The sequence below is a fragment of the Sanguibacter suarezii NBRC 16159 genome, assembly GCF_001552735.1.
In the GTDB taxonomy this organism is placed as follows: Bacteria; Actinomycetota; Actinomycetes; order Actinomycetales; family Cellulomonadaceae; genus Sanguibacter; species Sanguibacter suarezii.
On record NZ_BCRT01000024.1, the window covers coordinates 1 to 17,225 of the forward strand.

General features: G+C 65.1%; 15 protein-coding genes. 4 read left to right on the forward strand and 11 right to left on the reverse strand.

Annotated features, from left to right (window positions below; genetic code table 11):
• The first annotated feature begins 430 nt into the window (after positions 1-430).
• The gene (locus SS2_RS17490; RefSeq protein WP_157607403.1) at positions 431-688 is read left to right on the forward strand and encodes a hypothetical protein; all 258 of its coding nucleotides are present in this window, start codon (positions 431-433) and stop codon (positions 686-688) included.
• A gap of 375 nt (positions 689-1,063) precedes the next feature.
• Here SS2_RS17490 and SS2_RS16620 read toward each other — a convergent pair whose 3' ends face one another.
• Positions 1,064-2,305: a condensation domain-containing protein gene (locus tag SS2_RS16620; protein ID WP_066466173.1), complete on the reverse strand. Its 1,242-nt coding sequence runs from the start codon at positions 2,303-2,305 to the stop codon at positions 1,064-1,066.
• Positions 2,306-2,896: 591 nt separating this feature from the next.
• Here SS2_RS16620 and SS2_RS16625 point away from each other — a divergent pair.
• The gene (locus SS2_RS16625; protein ID WP_169796336.1) at positions 2,897-3,493 is read left to right on the forward strand and encodes an AfsR/SARP family transcriptional regulator; all 597 of its coding nucleotides are present in this window, start codon (positions 2,897-2,899) and stop codon (positions 3,491-3,493) included.
• A 66-nt stretch (positions 3,494-3,559) separates the two neighbouring features.
• Here SS2_RS16625 and SS2_RS16630 read toward each other — a convergent pair whose 3' ends face one another.
• The 4 genes from SS2_RS16630 to SS2_RS16645 are packed head-to-tail and all read right to left on the reverse strand — an operon-like array spanning position 3,560 to position 10,296.
• Positions 3,560-4,930, reverse strand: a complete 1,371-nt coding sequence (locus SS2_RS16630) for an MATE family efflux transporter (RefSeq protein WP_066466186.1) — start codon at positions 4,928-4,930, stop codon at positions 3,560-3,562.
• Complete coding sequence (locus SS2_RS16635; protein WP_066466188.1) at positions 4,927-8,529, reverse strand: type I polyketide synthase; 3,603 nt, start codon at positions 8,527-8,529, stop codon at positions 4,927-4,929. The genes SS2_RS16630 and SS2_RS16635 overlap by 4 nt, the downstream gene beginning before the upstream one ends.
• A 36-nt stretch (positions 8,530-8,565) precedes the next feature.
• Entirely contained in the window at positions 8,566-9,381 is an 816-nt protein-coding gene (locus SS2_RS16640; RefSeq protein ID WP_083942382.1) for an ACP S-malonyltransferase, read from the reverse strand.
• Between the two features lie 27 nt (positions 9,382-9,408).
• The gene (locus tag SS2_RS16645; RefSeq protein WP_157607404.1) at positions 9,409-10,296 is read right to left on the reverse strand and encodes a hypothetical protein; all 888 of its coding nucleotides are present in this window, start codon (positions 10,294-10,296) and stop codon (positions 9,409-9,411) included.
• 381 nt (positions 10,297-10,677) lie between these two features.
• On the opposite strand from SS2_RS16645, the gene SS2_RS16650 reads away from it, so the two are divergent.
• On the forward strand, positions 10,678-11,394 hold the full coding sequence (locus SS2_RS16650) for a 4'-phosphopantetheinyl transferase family protein (RefSeq protein ID WP_083942384.1): 717 nt from the start codon (positions 10,678-10,680) through the stop codon (positions 11,392-11,394).
• Between the two features lie 627 nt (positions 11,395-12,021).
• Here SS2_RS16650 and SS2_RS16655 read toward each other — a convergent pair.
• Positions 12,022-12,618, reverse strand: a complete 597-nt coding sequence (locus SS2_RS16655) for a recombinase family protein (RefSeq protein ID WP_066466198.1) — start codon at positions 12,616-12,618, stop codon at positions 12,022-12,024.
• A gap of 189 nt (positions 12,619-12,807) precedes the next feature.
• Here SS2_RS16655 and SS2_RS16660 point away from each other — a divergent pair, with 189 nt between their 5' ends.
• A complete protein-coding gene (locus SS2_RS16660; protein WP_157607405.1) occupies positions 12,808-13,320 on the forward strand; it encodes a hypothetical protein in 513 nt (170 codons plus the stop codon).
• Positions 13,321-13,358: 38 nt separating this feature from the next.
• Here the strand turns inward: SS2_RS16660 and SS2_RS17495 are convergent, their stop codons facing one another.
• The 5 genes from SS2_RS17495 to SS2_RS17505 form a co-directional block, all read right to left on the reverse strand.
• Positions 13,359-14,426, reverse strand: coding sequence for a hypothetical protein (locus SS2_RS17495; protein ID WP_157607406.1), 1,068 nt, complete (start codon positions 14,424-14,426; stop codon positions 13,359-13,361).
• On the reverse strand, positions 14,423-15,073 hold the full coding sequence (locus SS2_RS18290; protein ID WP_369405227.1) for an ABC transporter ATP-binding protein: 651 nt from the start codon (positions 15,071-15,073) through the stop codon (positions 14,423-14,425). The genes SS2_RS17495 and SS2_RS18290 overlap by 4 nt, the downstream gene beginning before the upstream one ends.
• A complete protein-coding gene (locus tag SS2_RS17500; protein WP_157607407.1) occupies positions 15,042-16,040 on the reverse strand; it encodes a hypothetical protein in 999 nt (332 codons plus the stop codon). The genes SS2_RS18290 and SS2_RS17500 overlap by 32 nt, the downstream gene beginning before the upstream one ends.
• Before the next feature lie 62 nt (positions 16,041-16,102).
• Positions 16,103-16,588, reverse strand: a complete 486-nt coding sequence (locus SS2_RS16665) for a hypothetical protein (RefSeq protein WP_157607408.1) — start codon at positions 16,586-16,588, stop codon at positions 16,103-16,105.
• A gap of 80 nt (positions 16,589-16,668) precedes the next feature.
• Positions 16,669-17,225, reverse strand: a 557-nt coding sequence (locus SS2_RS17505) for a hypothetical protein (RefSeq protein ID WP_217995629.1), incomplete at its 5' end; no start/stop codon positions are given.

Genomic DNA, 17,225 nt, shown 5'->3' on the forward strand with positions numbered 1-17,225 from the left:
GGGGGGCCCGAGCCGGTCGACTGGCCGGCATGCGGAGACCAGGATGAGCACCAGGCGTACGCCGAGCTAGACGCTCCTCGAGGGCCCCGCAGAGAAGGGCGGCACGCATGACACCCGCCAGTATCCGCGACGTCCCCGCCCTGGCCTGGCTCGTCGCCAGTCGCTCCATCCCTGGGGCGCCCAGCATTCTGACCAAGGTGGGGCTCCTGCCCGTCTCGCTGATGCTCGTCTACGGCTTCCTGCCATTCCTCCACCGCTGCGACCGCCAGAGCGCAGTGATTCTCACCGGACCGCTGCGCCGTGCCGTGCAGAGTCCTGCGACGTGCCTGTGGCAGGCCGCACTGACTCTTGTCGGGATCGTCACCGTCGCCACGTGCGCGGCCCTGCTACCCCCGAGCGTCGTCCCCGTGGATGTCTGGACCCTCAGCGGATGGACGCTCGTCTCCTGCGCGGTCATGGTCATGGCTCTGCCCGCCCAGGCGCGACGCAACGGACCGCGCGGAGACTGGAGCTGCACCCCGCCAAGATCGAGGACCCGAAGGCGATGGTGTCGATGATCGACGCGGGCTCGCAGGCGATCGCCGCGACCATGACGACGCACCTGGTGAGTCGCGCGGTCAATAGCGTTCGCATGGCTGATCCGGCGGACCCTGCGCTCATAGCGCCGGTAGGCAATCCGCGCCGATAGTGCTCTGTTCAGCTCGAGGTCTCGGTGACCGGCCATCCGGGGTTGAGGGCTAGGTCGTGAACCGCCGGGGCTTGCCGGAAGGATGGCCCGGCACCGGGACTGGGGGTGACCAATGCTTCCCCGAACAAGCGGTACATGCTGCGCGTACGCCGGATATCGAAGGTGGTTGAACGAGGGTCTGCCGCGAGGCTTCGCTTCTCGATCGACAGCAGCCCGGCGTGCAGGAGCTCGGTCGTTCCGGTGGCCCGCGTCTGGTGGAGATGCCATATCGGTCGTGGAACGCTCTCGTGCTGAACCACGCGGGGTTCCTTCACCTCCGCGTTCGGCGAGGAGGACCAGCAACATGACTAGGGCAGGCCCGGACAGTCCTGACGGTCATGCTCCCTGACGAGGATTGACTAGCATCCCGTCGAGAATCTCCCCGAGTCTGTCGAGCGCAGGGTGGATCTCGGAAGCGGGCACGAAGCATGTGTCCACGTAGAGCGAGAGTGATCGCTCCGCCTCGAGCGCGTCGAACGAGGCGACGATGTCCTCCTCGTCCGCGGACATGCCCCACGAGAACTCTCCGTCGTTGGTCGCCGCAGGGGCAATGCTCCCCGTGGGGTCGGCCTGGATGTAGTTGAAGCGAAAGCCTAGCGGCAGCTTTCCGTCCACGGCTCTCGCCTCGAGCTGGGCACGCACGCGAGCGGCCCCAGCGGGGGAGTAGAGACCAGCCGTCATCGCGCGGGCGACGGTTCTCTGCACGTGCCTGAGCAGCGCGCGGTCGTCCATGTCGAGGACGTCGAACTGGATCGGCACGACCTGGGTGAGCTGCCCGACCATGCCACGTGCATCGGGTCGCAGCCGGTTGTGGGTCCACATGAGGAGCGTGATCTCGGTGCATCCGCCGAGCTCGGAGAGCAGTTGGACGACGGCTGCCATCATGACTGTGGACACCGAGACGCGGAACGTCCGCGCCGCTGTCTGCGCAGCCTCGAAGGCTCTGTGCGACACGAGGGTTCCCTCCCGGTAGCGCGGGAGCTCAGACCTGGACGTGTCGTCGGTGGGCGTTCGCAGCGTTAGGGAGGCATAGATGGCGTGCTGGTGCTCCAGCGCCTTACGGTTGAGCTCGCCGCCCTCGGCGGACGCCTCGAACGTGACCTGATGGTCGGGCTGGTGGGCGGCGCCACGCAGGGTGCCTCCGCCGAGCAATTCCCCGAGCTCGTTGCCCAGCTGGCGCAAGCTCCAACCATCGACGACGAGATGCGACAGGACGAGGACCACCGAGCGGGGGAGGCCCCGTTCCGAGATTACGCCGACCCGGAGCAGCGAAGCGTCTCCGGGGAGGAAGCCGGGCTCTCGCAGGTGCCCCGTCAGCTGAGCTTCTTCGCGGCGCACGCAGGTCCCGTCCGTCACCGTGGCATCGAAGAGCGGCACTTCGATCTCTGCCTTCACCCGCTGCCGGAGCGAGGCGAGCGAACCGCCATCGAAACTTGTCCGCAGGGCGTCGTGGCGAGCGCACAGTGCTTGGACAGATCGCTCGATGCGTCGATGGCTCGTGTCTTCGGGCACCTGTACTGCGACTGAGATGGCCAGCTGTGCGCCGCCGCCGCCGAGTCGCTCAGAGACCTCCCACATGAGCCGCCGAGTCGCTCAGAGACCTCCCACATGAACTGCTGGCCCCACGTTGCCGGGAGGACTTTTGCGCGACCGGACACGACGCGCACGAACCTGTCGGGCGTGAGCGGCCTCTGCACGGGGACCTCTGGGCCGGATTGCTGCACGTGATTCTCCTTGCTGGTCGGATGCGGATAGTGGGTGGCTCGGGCTATCCTGCCGCGCCTGCGCACCCGGACCGCACCTGAGCGGCGCATCGGGCCGCGGACTGAGGAGGGGCTCGCATGCTGGTCATCCCGCAGTTCCGATTGAGGGATCTATCCCGTTCTCCATCGATGTACTACGGTGTGACCGGCGCGTTGAACTGAAGCGGGCTGCGTTCGGCTCGAGGGGGAACCGATGGACGACCTGTTGGTCACGCTGGTGGCACCGGTGAGGATCGCCGGGCCGACCAGGTCTGTGCGACTGCGGTCTGGGCACGAGCGCGGGCTGGTTGCCCGCCTTGCCCTCAGTGCGGGCTGCTTCGTTTCGAACGACGACATCTGCACCGCTCTCTGGGACGAGAGCGCGCCCCTCTCGAGCCGCTCGAACCTGCGCAAGTACACCAGCGGCGTGCGATCAGCGCTCCGGGAAGTGGGAGTGTCCGACGCGGCGCTCGACGTCATCCCTGCCTCTCGAGGGAACTACTCCAGCGGGGGGATCTGCCTCGATGTCACGCCAGGCAACGTCGACGTGCTGGAAGCCGAGGCCGCAGTCCGCAAGGCCTCGCGTCTTCTCCCCACAGCACCCCATGACGCGCGCTCGGAGGCTGAGCGAGGGATTCTCCTGCTCGGGAGGAGGGCGTTCGCGACCGATCTCCCGTCGACCAGGTGGTTCAACGACTACCGCCGATGGACCGAGCGTCATCTGCTGCGGCTGCGCGAGATCCGGTGCGTCGCCGACCTGCTCACCGGCAACGTGTTCCAGGCGACGCTGGAGGCGGAACAGCTGGCGAGCGAGGGCTCCTTGACCTACCTGAAAGCCGCCTCCCGCTTCTTCGAGAATCGAAGCGTGGACGCCCTCGACGTCATCGCCACCTACCGAGGCGAGCTGGCCGAGTTCGGGCTCGACCTTCCCCGGAACATGTCCGACCTCCAGCTGGCGATCCTCAATGCAGACCAAGTCACCGTTCGCACGACGCTCGTAGCGTCCAGCGTCGGTGCTCGATGACGATCATGGTCGGCGCGCCAGGTGTGGGTTGGTCGACGCGCCGACCACCGTCGTCGTGACGGCTCGTCAGGTCTGAGGTTGAGGCTCGTCAGCTCGGGGCGAGCTTGGAGCTGGGACTGCAGGGGCCCGATCGACCATGAACTCCCGCAGCACGATCACCGAGCAGGCGAGACCCACCGTCCAGCTGGCGACCACCGCCCACATGACGGCCTGCAGCCCGAACCAGCGGCCCATCACCGCAGCGAACGGCAGCTGGACGCCGACGAACGCGATGATCGTGCAGACGAGCGGTGCTACCGTGCGGCCCATCCCGTTGAGCTGGCCGTGCAGGACGACCATGAGCGCGTACAGCGTCAAGAACGGGATGATCACGAGGATGTAGGTTCCGGTGAGCTCCTGCGCTGCGACGTCGTCGACGAAGAGACGCGCGATCGGTCCACGGAAGATCACGAGCAGCACGGAGAGAGGGACCGCGAGCAGGGCTGTGAGCTGAAGTGTCGCGAGCAACCCCCGCCGGGCCCTGGCCTCGTCGTGCTTGCCCAGGTTCTGCGCAGCGAACGCGGTGGTCGCCCCGGAGAGGGCGAGAAACGGGATGGCGGCGAACCCCTCGATCCTCGCGATCACCGTGAAGGCCGCGATCGCGGTCTCCCCGTAGGCCTCGACGATCACCACCAGGATCATGATGCCCAGGGACAGGACGATGTGCTGGTAGGCGAGCGGCAGACCGAGCCGGGTCGCCGCACGAAGCTCGGCCAGGACCGGCCCCCGGACCACGCGCCCTGCGGGCAACGGGTGACGTCGCTGGGTGACGACGACTCCTGCGACGAGGGCCACGGTCGCGCCGATCGCGGTCGAGATCGCGGCACCTTCGAGCCCAAGCCCTAGACCGGCGACGAACCACCACACGAGGACGGCGTTGACGATGTTTCCGACGAGCTGGATCCACATGGCAGCGGAGGAGTCGCCCAGTCCCCGCAGATACGCGCTCAGCGCCGCAGAACCGAAGAGCCCCGGGAAGCCGAGCGCGAGCCATCTCAGGTACAGGTCGGTGCTGGCCGCGAGGTCACCGGTGATCCCCATGAGCGAGAGGACGAATCCTGAGAGGAGGAAGGTGACGACCATGCAGCCCACCGTCCACACGAGTGTCGTCGCGGCCAGCGCCGCGACGACGCCGCGACGCTCAGCGTCCTTCCTCGCACCGACGAGCCGCGCGACACGGATCGTGAACGCTGTGCTCAGCCCGATGAACATCGCGTTGAGGAGGTAGATGATCGGGCCCGCCACACCGACTGCGGCCAGCGCCGTCACGCCGAGGAATCGGCCGACGACGACGCTGTCCACGAGCAGGTAGAGGTTCTGGAAGATGCTGGCGAGGGTGAGCGGAACAGCGAACTGCGTGATGCGGCGCAGCACCGGCCCGTCTGTCAGGTCGGTCAACGGATCTCCCCGGCCTGCTCGACGCCATCGAGGAGCTCGTCGACGTGATAGCCGATCTCGCTGATCGTGCGGTCCGCCAGGAGGTCGGCCGAGTCATACGGCACGCCGAGGACGGCGGCGATGTTCGCAGCCACTCCGGTGGCCATGAGCGAGTCGCCGCCGAGCGTGAAAAAGTCCTCGTCGACGTCGATCGTCTGGTAGCCGAGCGACAAGGCGAGGCACTGCGCAACCTTGAGCTCGGTTGCGGTGCACGGCGCGTCGTCCCGTCCGACGGCTTCGACCTGTACCGCCGAGACCGCGGAGCGGATCTTTCCTGCGGCCTTCGCTCGGCGCTCGTCTAGCGCCAGCATGTGGAGCCTGACGGTCGAGTCGATCTCGGACGACAGTGCGACGTCGTACGATCGGAGCATGTCGATGAGCTCTCCCCGGTAGTTGAGTTCGCCACCGAAGAGACGTGAACGTCCAGATCGCAGCGCCAGGTCGAGAACGGCGAGGCCGTCGCTCGTCGGGATCGCCCTGAAAATGGTGTCGCCGTTCGTGCCGAAGTCGACGGCCATGCCGATCTCCTTCCACGCGACCCAGTCCAGCGCCGTCACGTGCGTGGGTCCACCTGCTCGTGCCCTGGCCAGGTTGTCGAGGAAGTAGTTGGCGGCCGCATAGTCGGCCTGCCCTGGGGCAGGGAAGACTGCGGCGACCGAGGAGAAGTGGGCGATGAAGTCGGGTGGAGAGTCGCGCAGCTCTCGTTCCAGCACCCATGCCGCGTGGACCTTCGCGCGGACGACGTCCGCGACGTCGGACGACTCGCGGAACATGATCGTGCTCCCGCCAGGCAGCCCGGCGGCGTGCACGACTCCGTCGATCCGGTGGTGGTCGCGCAGCAGGCCCTGGATCGCGATCGACCACGCGTCGGTGTCGCCGACATCGACGGACAGGCCGATGACCGTTGCCCCGAGGGCCTCGATCCGGCTGACCTGCCGGAGGGTGCGCGCGATCCTCTCGTCCGAAGCAGAAGCCAGGATCTCGTCCCAGGTCTCGCGTGCGGGCAACCCTGAGCGTGAAGCGAGGATCAGCGTGGCGTCTGGCTGTGCTTGAGCAAGGTCATGGGCGACGGCCAGGCCGAGCGCCCCCGTGCCCCCGGTCACGAGGTACGTGCCGCCTGCGCGGAGGTACGGTCGCGCGGCTGTCGGGTCTTGGTCGCGGATGGTGTTGGCGACCTCGACGAATACTTCTCTCAGGCGCGCGTCACCCCGCAGCACGGACAGCCCGCGCTCTGCGGAGAGCACCTCGGCACGCAGGTGCGACGGGTGGACGTGCTCGTCCACGTCGATGTGCTTGAGGTGGACATACGGGTATTCGCGAGCGATGACCTTTCCGAAGCCGACGAGCGTGGCGTTCTCGACGACGGCGGCCTCACCCTCCTCGGCCGCGACCGCGCGGTGCGAGAGCACCGTGAGATCAAGCTTGGCACCGCCGGCGATGAGCGCCTTCGCCAGCTGGAACAGGCCGTAGAGGTTCTTCTTGGAGCGTCGATCGACCTCGGCGATGGTATCGGCGGGGTGCGTCTCGAAGGCAAGCCCATAGACGAGGCGTTCGATCCCCGCGCTCTCCAGGTGGTCGACGAGTTCAGCGAGCAACGAGGGGTCGTCGACCGCGAACGGTGTGCCTCCCTCGACCAGGGGTTCGCCCAGATGAAGGATCCTCGCCTCCGGGAACGCCAGTTCGACCACCGATCCAGCTGTCGTGGTGGGGTCGACGAGAGCGAGCATCGGCCCGGTGAGAGCGGTGTCGCTGGACCGCTCCGCAGGACGCAGCTCGACGTCGTGGGTGAGTGTGTGCTGCGTGGGTGGCTCGCCCAGCGACGACGAACTCCTCCAGTCGTCGGGAAACTCGACCCATGCGGGAGCGTTGTCGAACGCATATTGCGGCAGCTGGACGATGCGGCGAGCTGAGGCACCCGTGCTGAGTGCCGTCCAGTCGATCGTCTCGCCTGCGAGGTATCGAGAGGCCGTCTGGCCCTCCGCTGATCGGCCGAGCTCGACCTGTCCTGAGTCGCGTGTGCGGACGAGCCCGGATCGCAGCTCGTCGAGATCGCGGACCACGAGTACGACGCGATGGGCGTGCGAGGAACGTGACATCTGAGCCGTCCAGCACACGTCTGCGACATCGACCCCTTCCAGGTGCCCATCGTCGATGAAGATGATGTACGCGTCGACGAGCGCAGACAGGGAACGGCGGGTCGCTGCACTGAGGACGAAAACGTGGTGCCCGTCGGGTGACGGTGAGGATTCCTCAGGCGTGTACTCCTCAAGGACTACATGGGCATTCGTCCCCCCGAGGCCGAAGGCACTCACGCCGGCACGTCGGGGCGAGCCCTCTGAAGTCCAGGGCTTTAGTTCGGTCGGGACGTACAGGGGTCCGGTGTCGAAGGCGAGACGAGGGTTGGCCGTCACGAAGTTGGCCTGCGGGGGGATCTGCTGGTGCTGCAGGACGGATACCGCTTTGAGGATCCCGATGACACCTGAGCCCTCGAAGAGGTGCCCGACATTGGCCTTGACCGTCCCTACCGCGCAGAAGTGCTGGTCGGTGGTGTGCTGCGCGAAGGCCGCCCGCATTCCCGCGTTCTCGATCGGGTCGCCGACCTCCGTCGCGGTGCCGTGCGCCTCGAGGTATCCGATCGTCCGTGGGTCGATTCCGGCGCTGGCCCAGGCCGACTGGAGAAGCTCCGCCTGGGCAGCCGCGCTTGGGGTAGTGATGCCCTCGGTTTTCCCGTCGTGCGTGACTGCGCTGCCGAGGATCTTCGCGTAGATCCGGTCGCCGTCTGCAATGGCCCGGTCCAGGCGCTTGAGCACGACCGCACCTGAGCCCTCGCCGAACCCCGTGCCGTCGGCGTCCTCGTCGAACGTGCGGGTGACGCCATCCGAGGACTCGATGCCGATCGCCGAGAGCGGGTGCTTCACAGGTGACTGAACGAGCCGTGCGCCGGCGACCACAGCCATGTCGCAGTCACCGGCAAGGATCGCATTGCGTGCCTGGTGGAGGGCGACGAGTGTGGCGGAGCATGCAGAGTCGACGACCAGGCTCGGCCCCTTCAGGTCGAGCATGTGCGAGATCCGGTTCGCCATCATCGTCGGGATGTTCCCGGTGAGCGCCTGCTGTCCGAGCGACGGATCGATCCGGCTCAGGTAGTCCAGGTAGGTCGAACCGGGGTTGGTGGCAAAGCCGACGAACACCCCGGTGCGGCTCCCACGCAGCCGGTCCGTCCCATACCCGGCGTCCTCGAGGGCGAGGAACATCGCGCGCGTCGCCATGCGGTGCTGGGGGTCGGTGAGCGCCGCCTGGCGTGGGGACATGCCGAACGCCGTGTGGTCGAACTCTCCGACCGACTCGAGATAGCAGCCGTCGTGGTATTCCACGTCGGCCTCGTCGATCGGCTCGAGGACCGTCGCACGCCAGTAACGGATGTACTCGGTGACCAGGTCCTGACGGTGCTTGGGAAATGGTCGGGTGAGGCTCGTACCGCTGCTGATGAGGTGCCAGAAGCTGTCCATCCCGTTGACGTCGGGCAGCTCGACCGATGTACCGATGATTGCGATGCTCATGGTGCTTCTTCCTACGCTCTCGGACATGGTGGTGGGTCAGTGGAGAAGGGCGGTCAGCGTCTTGCCGTTCGCCTCGTCGAAGTAGGTGACGCCTGCAGCGCGCAAGGTGGCGATCGCACGGACCCACTCGACCGGCACAGAGGGTTGTCTGCCCAGGAGGTCGACACCGTCCTCGGGCGTAAACAGCGCGCCCGTGACACTCGAGACGACTGGACTCGCGTCCACCGCGAACTCGCACTCCGCCAGGACGGTTCGCAGTGCAGGCTCGACCGCTGACATGAGGGGCGTGTGGAACGGTCCGCTGACGTTGAGCGGGACCGCCCGAACGGTCGGCAGGTCGGCCAGTGCCTTGGCGACGAGACTGACCTCGTGCCGGTCACCCGCGATCGTCGTCTGCGTCTGGGCATTGCGGTTGGCGACAAAGACGTGTGTCAGTCCACTGTCGCGGATCGCGCGCTCGACCACGGTCGTGCCGACGCCCAGGATGGCCGACATCCCTCCTCCAGCGATCTCGGACATGAGTTCGCCGCGGCGGACTACGACACGCAACGCGTCGTCGAAGGTGAGCACACCAGCCGCTACCAGCGCGTTGTACTCGCCGAGACTGTGTCCCGCGTAGTAGTCGTAGGCGGACCCGTGCTCCTGCGCGTGTCGAAGATGCATGAGCATGTTGACGACGAACACCGCAGGCTGTGCGTAACGGGTGTCACGAAGCTGTCGGCCTGCGTCGTTCGTGCACAGCTCCTCGATCGAAAGTCCGAGGAGATCACTCGCAAGGTGGGTGACGTCCGGGAAAGCGGCGAAGAGCCCCGCCCCCATCCCTCGTCGTTGTACTCCCTGTCCGGGGAACATCAGGCATCGCACAGTAGATCTGTCCTTTCAGGGAGAGGGGTCGGGCCGGGCGCTCCCGAACCGGACGGGCGCGGGACTGTCGCGGAGACACTCTTTGGTGAAACGACGGGCTCCGGCGCCGGGGCCGTAGTCCAGCACGTGGTCGATGGACGAACGGCACAGGACCTCTGCGAGAGTCGCGGGCCAGTCCACGGGCCGTGAAAGCGAGAGGTCCAAGAACTCGTTGATCAGGTCCCCGCTGTCACGCAGGTCGCGCGGGCGGTCTGCCGCGTAGACCGGGAAGGCTAGGTTGCTTGGCGGCAGCAGGTCCCCGATGAAACGACGCGACTCCTGGATGACGGAGATTGTCGGGCTCATGAGCGGGCTGTGGAAGGGGACGGCGCTCGGAAGGAACGACCACCCGGTCCGGCGGAGCTTGCTCTGGAGGCTGGTGAAGACCGTGAGCAGGTCGACGGGCGCGCCGGACAGGACGTGTGACGTGGGGGTGTTGGTGAGACCTATGACGACTGAGGGTGCTGTGCCTCGCAGGTGGTCGTCGAGCTCGCCACGTCTCATGCCGGAGATCGCTGCCATCGGCCCGGGTGCAGGTCCGCGCCGGACCGCTTGACGGTACCGGGCGACGAGTTCGACGTCGGGCCCCGGCGGGAGTTCCGCTTCGTGGCACCGCACGAGGGTGATGGCCAAGAGTCGCAGTGTGACGGCTGCGAGCTTGAGGTAGGCGTCGTTCTTCCTCGAGGTGGTGGCCGCGAGCACGGAACCGAGCACTCCGAGGCTGTGGCCGATCGCACCGACAGGCGGAGTCTGGGTGTCGGTGCCTGGCCGCGGCTGGAGGAGGCACGCCTGGTAGACGTGGATGAGCATGCCCGAGGCGATGGTGCCCCGGGCGACCAGGTCGCCGAGGCCCCGACCGGTCATCCATCGTGTGAGGTCCTGCCCGTTCGGGGGACGGAGAGGGTGGTCGGGGTGGAGCGCGAGGTGTCTCTCGACAGCGTCGAGCTCGGTGCAAACCATCTGGAAGAACACGGCGTTCTCAGGCCGTGCCCACAGGAGTTGAAGCCGATCGAGCGTCGAGCTCTCCAAGCCGCCGAGACCATCGAAAACCACGAGCGTGCCCACTGTGCTCCTTCGACTTGTGCGCCGTCCCGTGGTGCATCCCGCAGCAGCGTGCCGGGGACCGGGTGGTGTCTGCGCACTCTCCTCGGTCACTGCACATCTGGCGCACCGCAGGTGCACCTGCAGGTCAGAGGACTGATGGTCACCACAATGACGGGCCCGACGATGGGTACCGTGGCAGAGATGAACCTCCAGGTGCCCGGTCCTGTCAGTGAGCTTGTCGTCGCTCGCTTGTCGCTCCCTGACGCCCGGGTGCGCACGGGCGAACGAAGTGGGGCAGCAGCGGACGCGGTGATCCTGCGCGTCCCGCCGCTGCCTCACAGGACGGACCTGCCCGGTGTGCTCGACGAGGGCGAGCACGCACGGATGGCGCAGCTCCGCCGGGGCGACGACCGGGACCGGTACCTGCTCGCGCACACGGCACTGCGCCTCGTCCTCGGCCATCGTCTGGGTGTCCGTGCCGACGTGCTGCGCTTCGCACGAGCGCCCTGCCCAGGGTGTGGCGGTCCGCACGGCCGACCTGTGCTCGCGGGCGCGAGTGGTCCGGAGTTCTCCTTGGCTCATGGTGGCGGACTGGTCGCCGTCGCCCTCGGCGACCTGCCGGTGGGGGTCGACGTGGAGCCGAATCCCTCGGCCGCTGTTGTCCGACGCGTCGCCGATCACCTTCACCCGCGTGAGCGCGAGATGGTCCTGAGCGCGCCGGAGGGCGTCCGGGCGGAGGTGTTCGCCAGGCTGTGGTCACGCAAAGAGGCGTACCTCAAGGGAACCGGTATCGGCCTGGGACGGGGCACGGACACGACTGACGCGACGGCGGACCCGCCAGGGTGGGCGATCGCGGACCTGGCGATCGCCGGGCATGCGGCAGCGCTTGCATCCGAGCGTCGGCGCGGGAACCGGTGACATTGCGTCCGGCAGCACCCGCCTCGGAGCGGCGCCGATGTGGTGTTCGAGAAGCGAAGCCTGTCTTCGGCCACTCGAGCAACGACGTTCGATCTCCGACGAACCAGAAACGTCTACCGGCTCCGTCGGACCAGAACTGACCTGAGATTACTCAGGGCCTACGCGGGATATTGGACCGTTGTCCTGCGCAGGCGCCAGCGATGTGGCGCAATCCGTTCTTCCCGCGCAACCGAGCGTCGGGAGATGTCAGTCGGTAGGACTAGCCTCCTGGGAGGCAGCTCAACGGAGCGGCCTCTGACGAAGGAGTTGGAGAACATGCCCTCAGTACCGACCCTCACGTGCCCACACTGCCGCCACACATTCGTGGGGGTGAAAGTCACCCAGCACGGCCTGATCAACTGCGGAAACTGCGGGAAGACTATCCGCATCTGACGCCTCGACTCGAGCCTACGCGGGATAATGGACCGTTATCCCGCGTAGGCGCGGAGTCGGCTCGCGAGAACCCGCGGGACCCGGACCGCGCCGGCGACTCGGCTCGACCCGTCTATCCCGCGCAGGCCGCTCAGTGGCACCCGCTGGTCGCAGCCGGCCTCAACGCCGACGGGACCGTGGGCCAAGTGGCGCAGTTCAGGCTGTGGGCAGGGCTGCGATTCGCCGGTAAAGCGTTGCCCTGGACATCCCGAGGTCGCGGGCGACCTGGCTGGCTGGCTCGCCGGCGGTGATGAGTCGGTGGGCGTTGCGGATCTGGCTGTCAGTGAACTGAGCTCGGCGACCCCCGAGGTCTTTGCCGGCCGCGCGGCGTTTGGTGACGGAGTCGCTGACTCGCTCGCGCTTGATCTCGAGCTCCATCTGGGCGAGGGCGGCCATGACGGTGAAGACCATCGCGCCGGTGGCGGTGGAGGTGTCCATGCTCCCTCCGCCAAGGTTGAGGACGCGCAGCGCTGCTCCTTTTGCGCGAAGGTTGTCGGCGAGGCTGAGCATGTTCGCGGTCGAGCGCCCGAGGCGGTCGAGGGTTGTGATCACGAGTGTGTCGCCGGCGTGGAGCGCGTCGAGGGCTCGGTCGAACTCCGGCCGGCGTGCGCGCGCTCCGCTGACGCCGTGGTCGACGTAGAGATCGTCGCGGCGCACGCCGGCGGTGGTGAGGTCGACCACCTGGCGGTCGGTGCTCTGGTGGCGGGTGGAGACTCGCGCGTACCCGATGAGCTTCCCGGTGGTGGTGGTCATGGTGTCTCGCAACTGACGTTCATGACAGTGAATGTACCGGCTACTTACGAGACATAGTTACGAGACTCGCGGGTTGTGGGCATCTCGCGGTTTCCGTGTCGCACGCGAGGTGGCCCGTGAGACGTCTCGCAACCCATGGGTTGCGAGACGAATGCCCGGGCCCTCCAGGCTGAGAGCAGAGGAGCGAGTTTGGTTGGTGACTTCGTCGACTATCGACTAGGACCAGCGAGCCTTGCGAACAGGCATAAGGCGACGCCGACCGGCGGCAGTGAAACCTTCGCTGCCCGGTCCAGGTCCTCGCTGTACCCGCATGGCTCAGCTCAGGTGAGGGACGACCAAGGCCCTTCGGGGAGTGGTGACGAGGAGTTGTCGCCCGGCGAGGGTGTCGAAGCCCCCTCTCCGGATGCCCGCTCCGCCTTCGATGAGGCGAGGCTCTATGACTCGCGATCTCCCGTCTCTACACGGGCTGTCATTCGTGACAAGAAGCCGAAGTGGTTGAAGAGGACGCACCTCGACCAGGTCCGCGCCTGGCTGGCGCTCGGCATCCTCATAGGTGTTTTTGTCCTGTACTTGATAGTTTTCTCTGCTGCCATCTGGGGCAATATGGACATGCAGATGGTTCAAATCCTCGCCACGATTCTGTCGGGTCCTCAGGCCCTTGCCGCAACTGCTGTTGATTTTTACTATGCAACACGTGAATAGAACAATAGGCGAGAGAAAAATAGTGGGGCGCAGGGCGACTAGTTGTCACGCAAGTCTTCGACCAAGCTGGACTGCCTCGTGACCATCGAGACGGAATATGTCATCACGAATGCCGTCGCGCTGCATGCAGCGGATACAAGGCTCGACAACACGATCTCTGGCGTGACCCTGAGCAGCACCGACGCTACGCCCGTCAGCACGAAAGCCACCGTCATGGCTGCGCCTCCGATCGAAGCTGAACGAGCGAGCGCCACAAGCGTGAGCCGACGTCGAGACAGGCCCAGCGCGCGCAGCAGCGTGGCGGCCGACCGATCACGCCGGGCAACGAATGTGCCCAAGACCGCGAGTAGCAGGATTTGCGCAAGCACTAACCCCCGCGTTACGACTCCCAGGCTTGCGTCGACCGAGTCCTCGGGCGCATCCGAGCGCAGCCGCTCGACACGTAGTGGCTCCGACTCTTCAAGCCATGGCCCCAGGCTTCTCGATGTCGTCTCGCGCAGATACTGAGCGGACTCGACCCAGCACTCGTCAACGCGACCAACCGGAGCTGTTGGTACGAATACCCAGCGCGCGGCTCTTGGATCTCGCAGCGAGACATTGACAACCCCTGACACGGGTGAGGTGCCCCCCTGCTGTTCGATCAACAAGGAATCGGCTGAGGCGCCCAGCGCCTCGGCGGCTCCTTCGCCCAAGAGAACACCGTGGTCCGCCGTCAATCCAGCCGAAGGGGCCACGAGATTGAGGAATCCAGGTGTCACGCGGGCTTCCTGCAATCTCTCGCCCGGGAGTTGCAAATAACGCACAAGTCGTGTCTTAGAAACCCCCCCGGAATGAACGACGTCACTCCGCTGCATTAAGGCATCGCACCACGGAGCGCTGAGCGTTCCACCGTTCTCGGTCGTGACAACCAGAACATTGCCGCCCTCATCTAAGGCCGTCTGATACTGCCGCGCATCCTGGCTCGCGCTTGTTACCATGAGCGCGCATAGAGCCGCCATAACGATGCCGAGCCCTCCAACGCCCACCAGACCAAATGCACGGGGAAAGAGTAGTCCATGAATGAGAAATGCCTGCCGTGGCGCTGACATCTTGTTCTTGTTACTCACGAAATGATCACACCATCTCGAAGCGCTACGACCTGGTCCACCCGAGACCTGATCATAGGGTCATGCGACGCCATAACCACTGTGCCCCCGCGGCCACAAGCACTTCGCAGAGCGTCAAGCACCAGATTGGCGGACTCTTGGTCCAACTGCGCTGTGGGTTCGTCCGCAATGATTAGCGGACGGCCCGAGGCAAGGGCTCGCGCGACGGCCACGCGCTGCGACTGCCCTCCGGACAGGCGCGTTGCTCGGACGCCCTCGAGATTCCCGAGGCCGACCTCTCTGATAGCCAGAATTGCCCTCTCGGCTGCTTCGTCAAATTCGATTCCCGAGCAGATAGGGCCAAGAATCACGTTCTCGAGGACTGTGAGTCGCGGAAGAACATTCGCCGACTGCATGATCCACGCTGCATCGTGACCCGAATACCACTCGACGGTGCCGGATTGAGGAATCAGGAGCCCGCCCAACAGTGCCAAAAGTGTAGACTTTCCCGAACCAGATGGACCCGCAAGACACAGAATCGATTGCTGTGGAATCTGAATTGAAACTCCGGAAAGCGCTAGATCCAGTCGCGATCCATACCGAAAAGACACATCGTTAACCAAGCAAAGTGCTTCGCTAAGCACAGTCTGCCCCGGCCAAGATGTCACGCGGATTCAATAGCACTTCATCGCCGGTATCGCCGCTATTCGCTAGGTACGTGGTCCCAACCGTTCCTCCAATGACGTCTGCGATCACAGAATGGAACTCCGAAGCGGCGGAATCAACTCGGCGCACGAAGTAGCACAATCGCCCGTCGGTGTCAGCTATCACAGCTCCGGGCGGGACAGCAATTGCATCGACTTCTTCCCCGGTAACAAGCACTGCAGGCGCGCTTTCGGACTTCGGATCGAGGAAAGGCTCGAGTTGAGACAGTTCAGTTAAGTCAATCGAACTGTTCTGCACCGCGAAGGAAAGGGAGCCCATTGTTATTACACCGTCAGGGATTTCCGACGCGTCGCTCACTACATCGACCGACTCGAGCGTCTTGCGAGAGTGAAACACCACGTCTCCTGAACTTGGAGGAAGCGTCCCCGCGCGTACTACAACCTCATCAATGGCGGTCGCGTAAGGAGGAACCCAAACCGCCCAACCTGGCTCGAACGCTGTCGGTCGGGGAACGTCTATGCCGCTGACCTTCGTGTAGCAGCGGAGTGCGGCCGACCGTCGGGTTTCCCAGTCCCGGTCCGAGCTCAGGCACCCTACGGACGCTAGGAGGTTCCGGACGGTCGCCTGGTCGTGGTCTGCGGATCGCCCATCCACCGGGGCCGCAAGCGGCTGATCTGAAACGTATGCACGCACCGACTGGTTGCCCGCGTGAAACAACTCGTCGCCTGTTGCGACAGTGCCGCCGCTCGTCGCCGAGACGCTCGTCACAATGCCTGTCGAACCCATGAAGAGCACTTCGGTGCCATCCCGCCAAGCGGGGACTAGTTTGACATCGACTTGCGTTGTGTAGGGCACAATTCTTAGTTGCGTGACTACCGCTTTTGTACTGTCTGCTTCAGATGGAAGTTCTACCGTGCAAATCGCAATCCATACCAGCACGGCGAGAACGGGGGCGATCGCTGAAAGCACGGCGATCGCTCCCGCCCCTCGAAACCTGCGGATCGCGGCTTTGCGATCGATGCGTACACTCACTACTCTCCCGCTATGAAGTACTGGTAGTGTTCATTGACGCATTCTGAAGCGGACGCATTGTCAACCGCATCGGTGAGCGCCGTGAAGATGTCCTGATCGTCTGCCTCTTCTTCGAGTTGAATGCCTGCGGCGCGAAGGCACTGCACAAGTTCAGGCCGAAGTGCCTCGCGTTCGCTTGCAGTCGGGGTGTCCTGAAGGATTGCGGCTCGTGCCACGATCCTGGAGTAATCGTCCTTGCATGCGTCAAGCGCTCTGATGTTCGCGGCGTCCTGCTCTGCTTCGATCTCGCCCATCCACTCGGCGTCAAACCCGAGCTGCCCTTCACTCCAGACCAAGTCGTGCACTACGAAGCCTGCTTGTTCAACGCAATCACGCTCGGCGATGACGGCCCTCTCATATTCTGAGGGCAGGACTCGACCATCTGCGAGTATCTGCTGTTGAGACTCGGGTGCCGAGGCTGCGAGTTCCTTGATTTGATCTTCCACCGAGGCGTTGTTTTCACCGCCACAGCCGCTAAGCGCTCCGAGCAATAGTGCCGCAACGACGATCGTGCCCGAGTTTGACCCTAACTGCGGATATAGTGGCAATGCGTAGCCTTTTCATTTCCGGCGAACAAGATTCGGGCACACGACTGGTCGATATTCGATCCCCAAGTGATGTTGCGCCTCGTGCCCTCGTGCTGAATGTACTTACATCCCTGGTGCTCAGCGGTATAGGTGGTGGACGTCACTGCACCGTTCGCCTTGTTAAGGAACGTAACGCGCGGGTAGCAAAGCTGAGGCGAACGGGCTACTCCATTCTGCAGCAAGGCGGTCCGGCCAGATCCTTCGATTACATGCGTGAACAGGCCACCTGGAACTGTAATGCTGTAGATCGGAATGGTGAAACTGTCGTATGCCGAGGTGCCCGTGGCGCCAGCTGAAGCCGGTACGCTGAACGCAATCGAAAGCACTGCCAGGAACGAGAGAATGCTTGTCGCTGCGGCGCTGCGGCGACCGACCTTGCTGCTCATGTTTTCCCCTTGTATGTAAGTTTGTGTGCTGACCATAGCAGAGTTGTGGGAGCGGTGGGTCTGCCGTACGAACAGGTGAAACCCCACTTGCGGTGCGTGTGGGAACGGGT

What these genes read in the sequence shown, in the direction of transcription:
- SS2_RS17490 (WP_157607403.1), top strand. Translation starts at nt 431, where the DNA reads ATGGACGCTCGTCTCCTGCGCGGTCATGGTCATGGCTCTGCCCGCCCA.
- SS2_RS16620 (WP_066466173.1), bottom strand. Translation starts at nt 2,305, where the DNA reads ATGTGGGAGGTCTCTGAGCGACTCGGCGGCGGCGGCGCACAGCTGGCC.
- SS2_RS16635 (WP_066466188.1), bottom strand. Translation starts at nt 8,529, where the DNA reads ATGAGCATCGCAATCATCGGTACATCGGTCGAGCTGCCCGACGTCAAC.
- SS2_RS16640 (WP_083942382.1), bottom strand. Translation starts at nt 9,381, where the DNA reads ATGTTCCCCGGACAGGGAGTACAACGACGAGGGATGGGGGCGGGGCTC.
- SS2_RS16645 (WP_157607404.1), bottom strand. Translation starts at nt 10,296, where the DNA reads ATGACCGGTCGGGGCCTCGGCGACCTGGTCGCCCGGGGCACCATCGCC.
- SS2_RS16650 (WP_083942384.1), top strand. Translation starts at nt 10,678, where the DNA reads ATGAACCTCCAGGTGCCCGGTCCTGTCAGTGAGCTTGTCGTCGCTCGC.
- SS2_RS16655 (WP_066466198.1), bottom strand. Translation starts at nt 12,618, where the DNA reads ATGACCACCACCACCGGGAAGCTCATCGGGTACGCGCGAGTCTCCACC.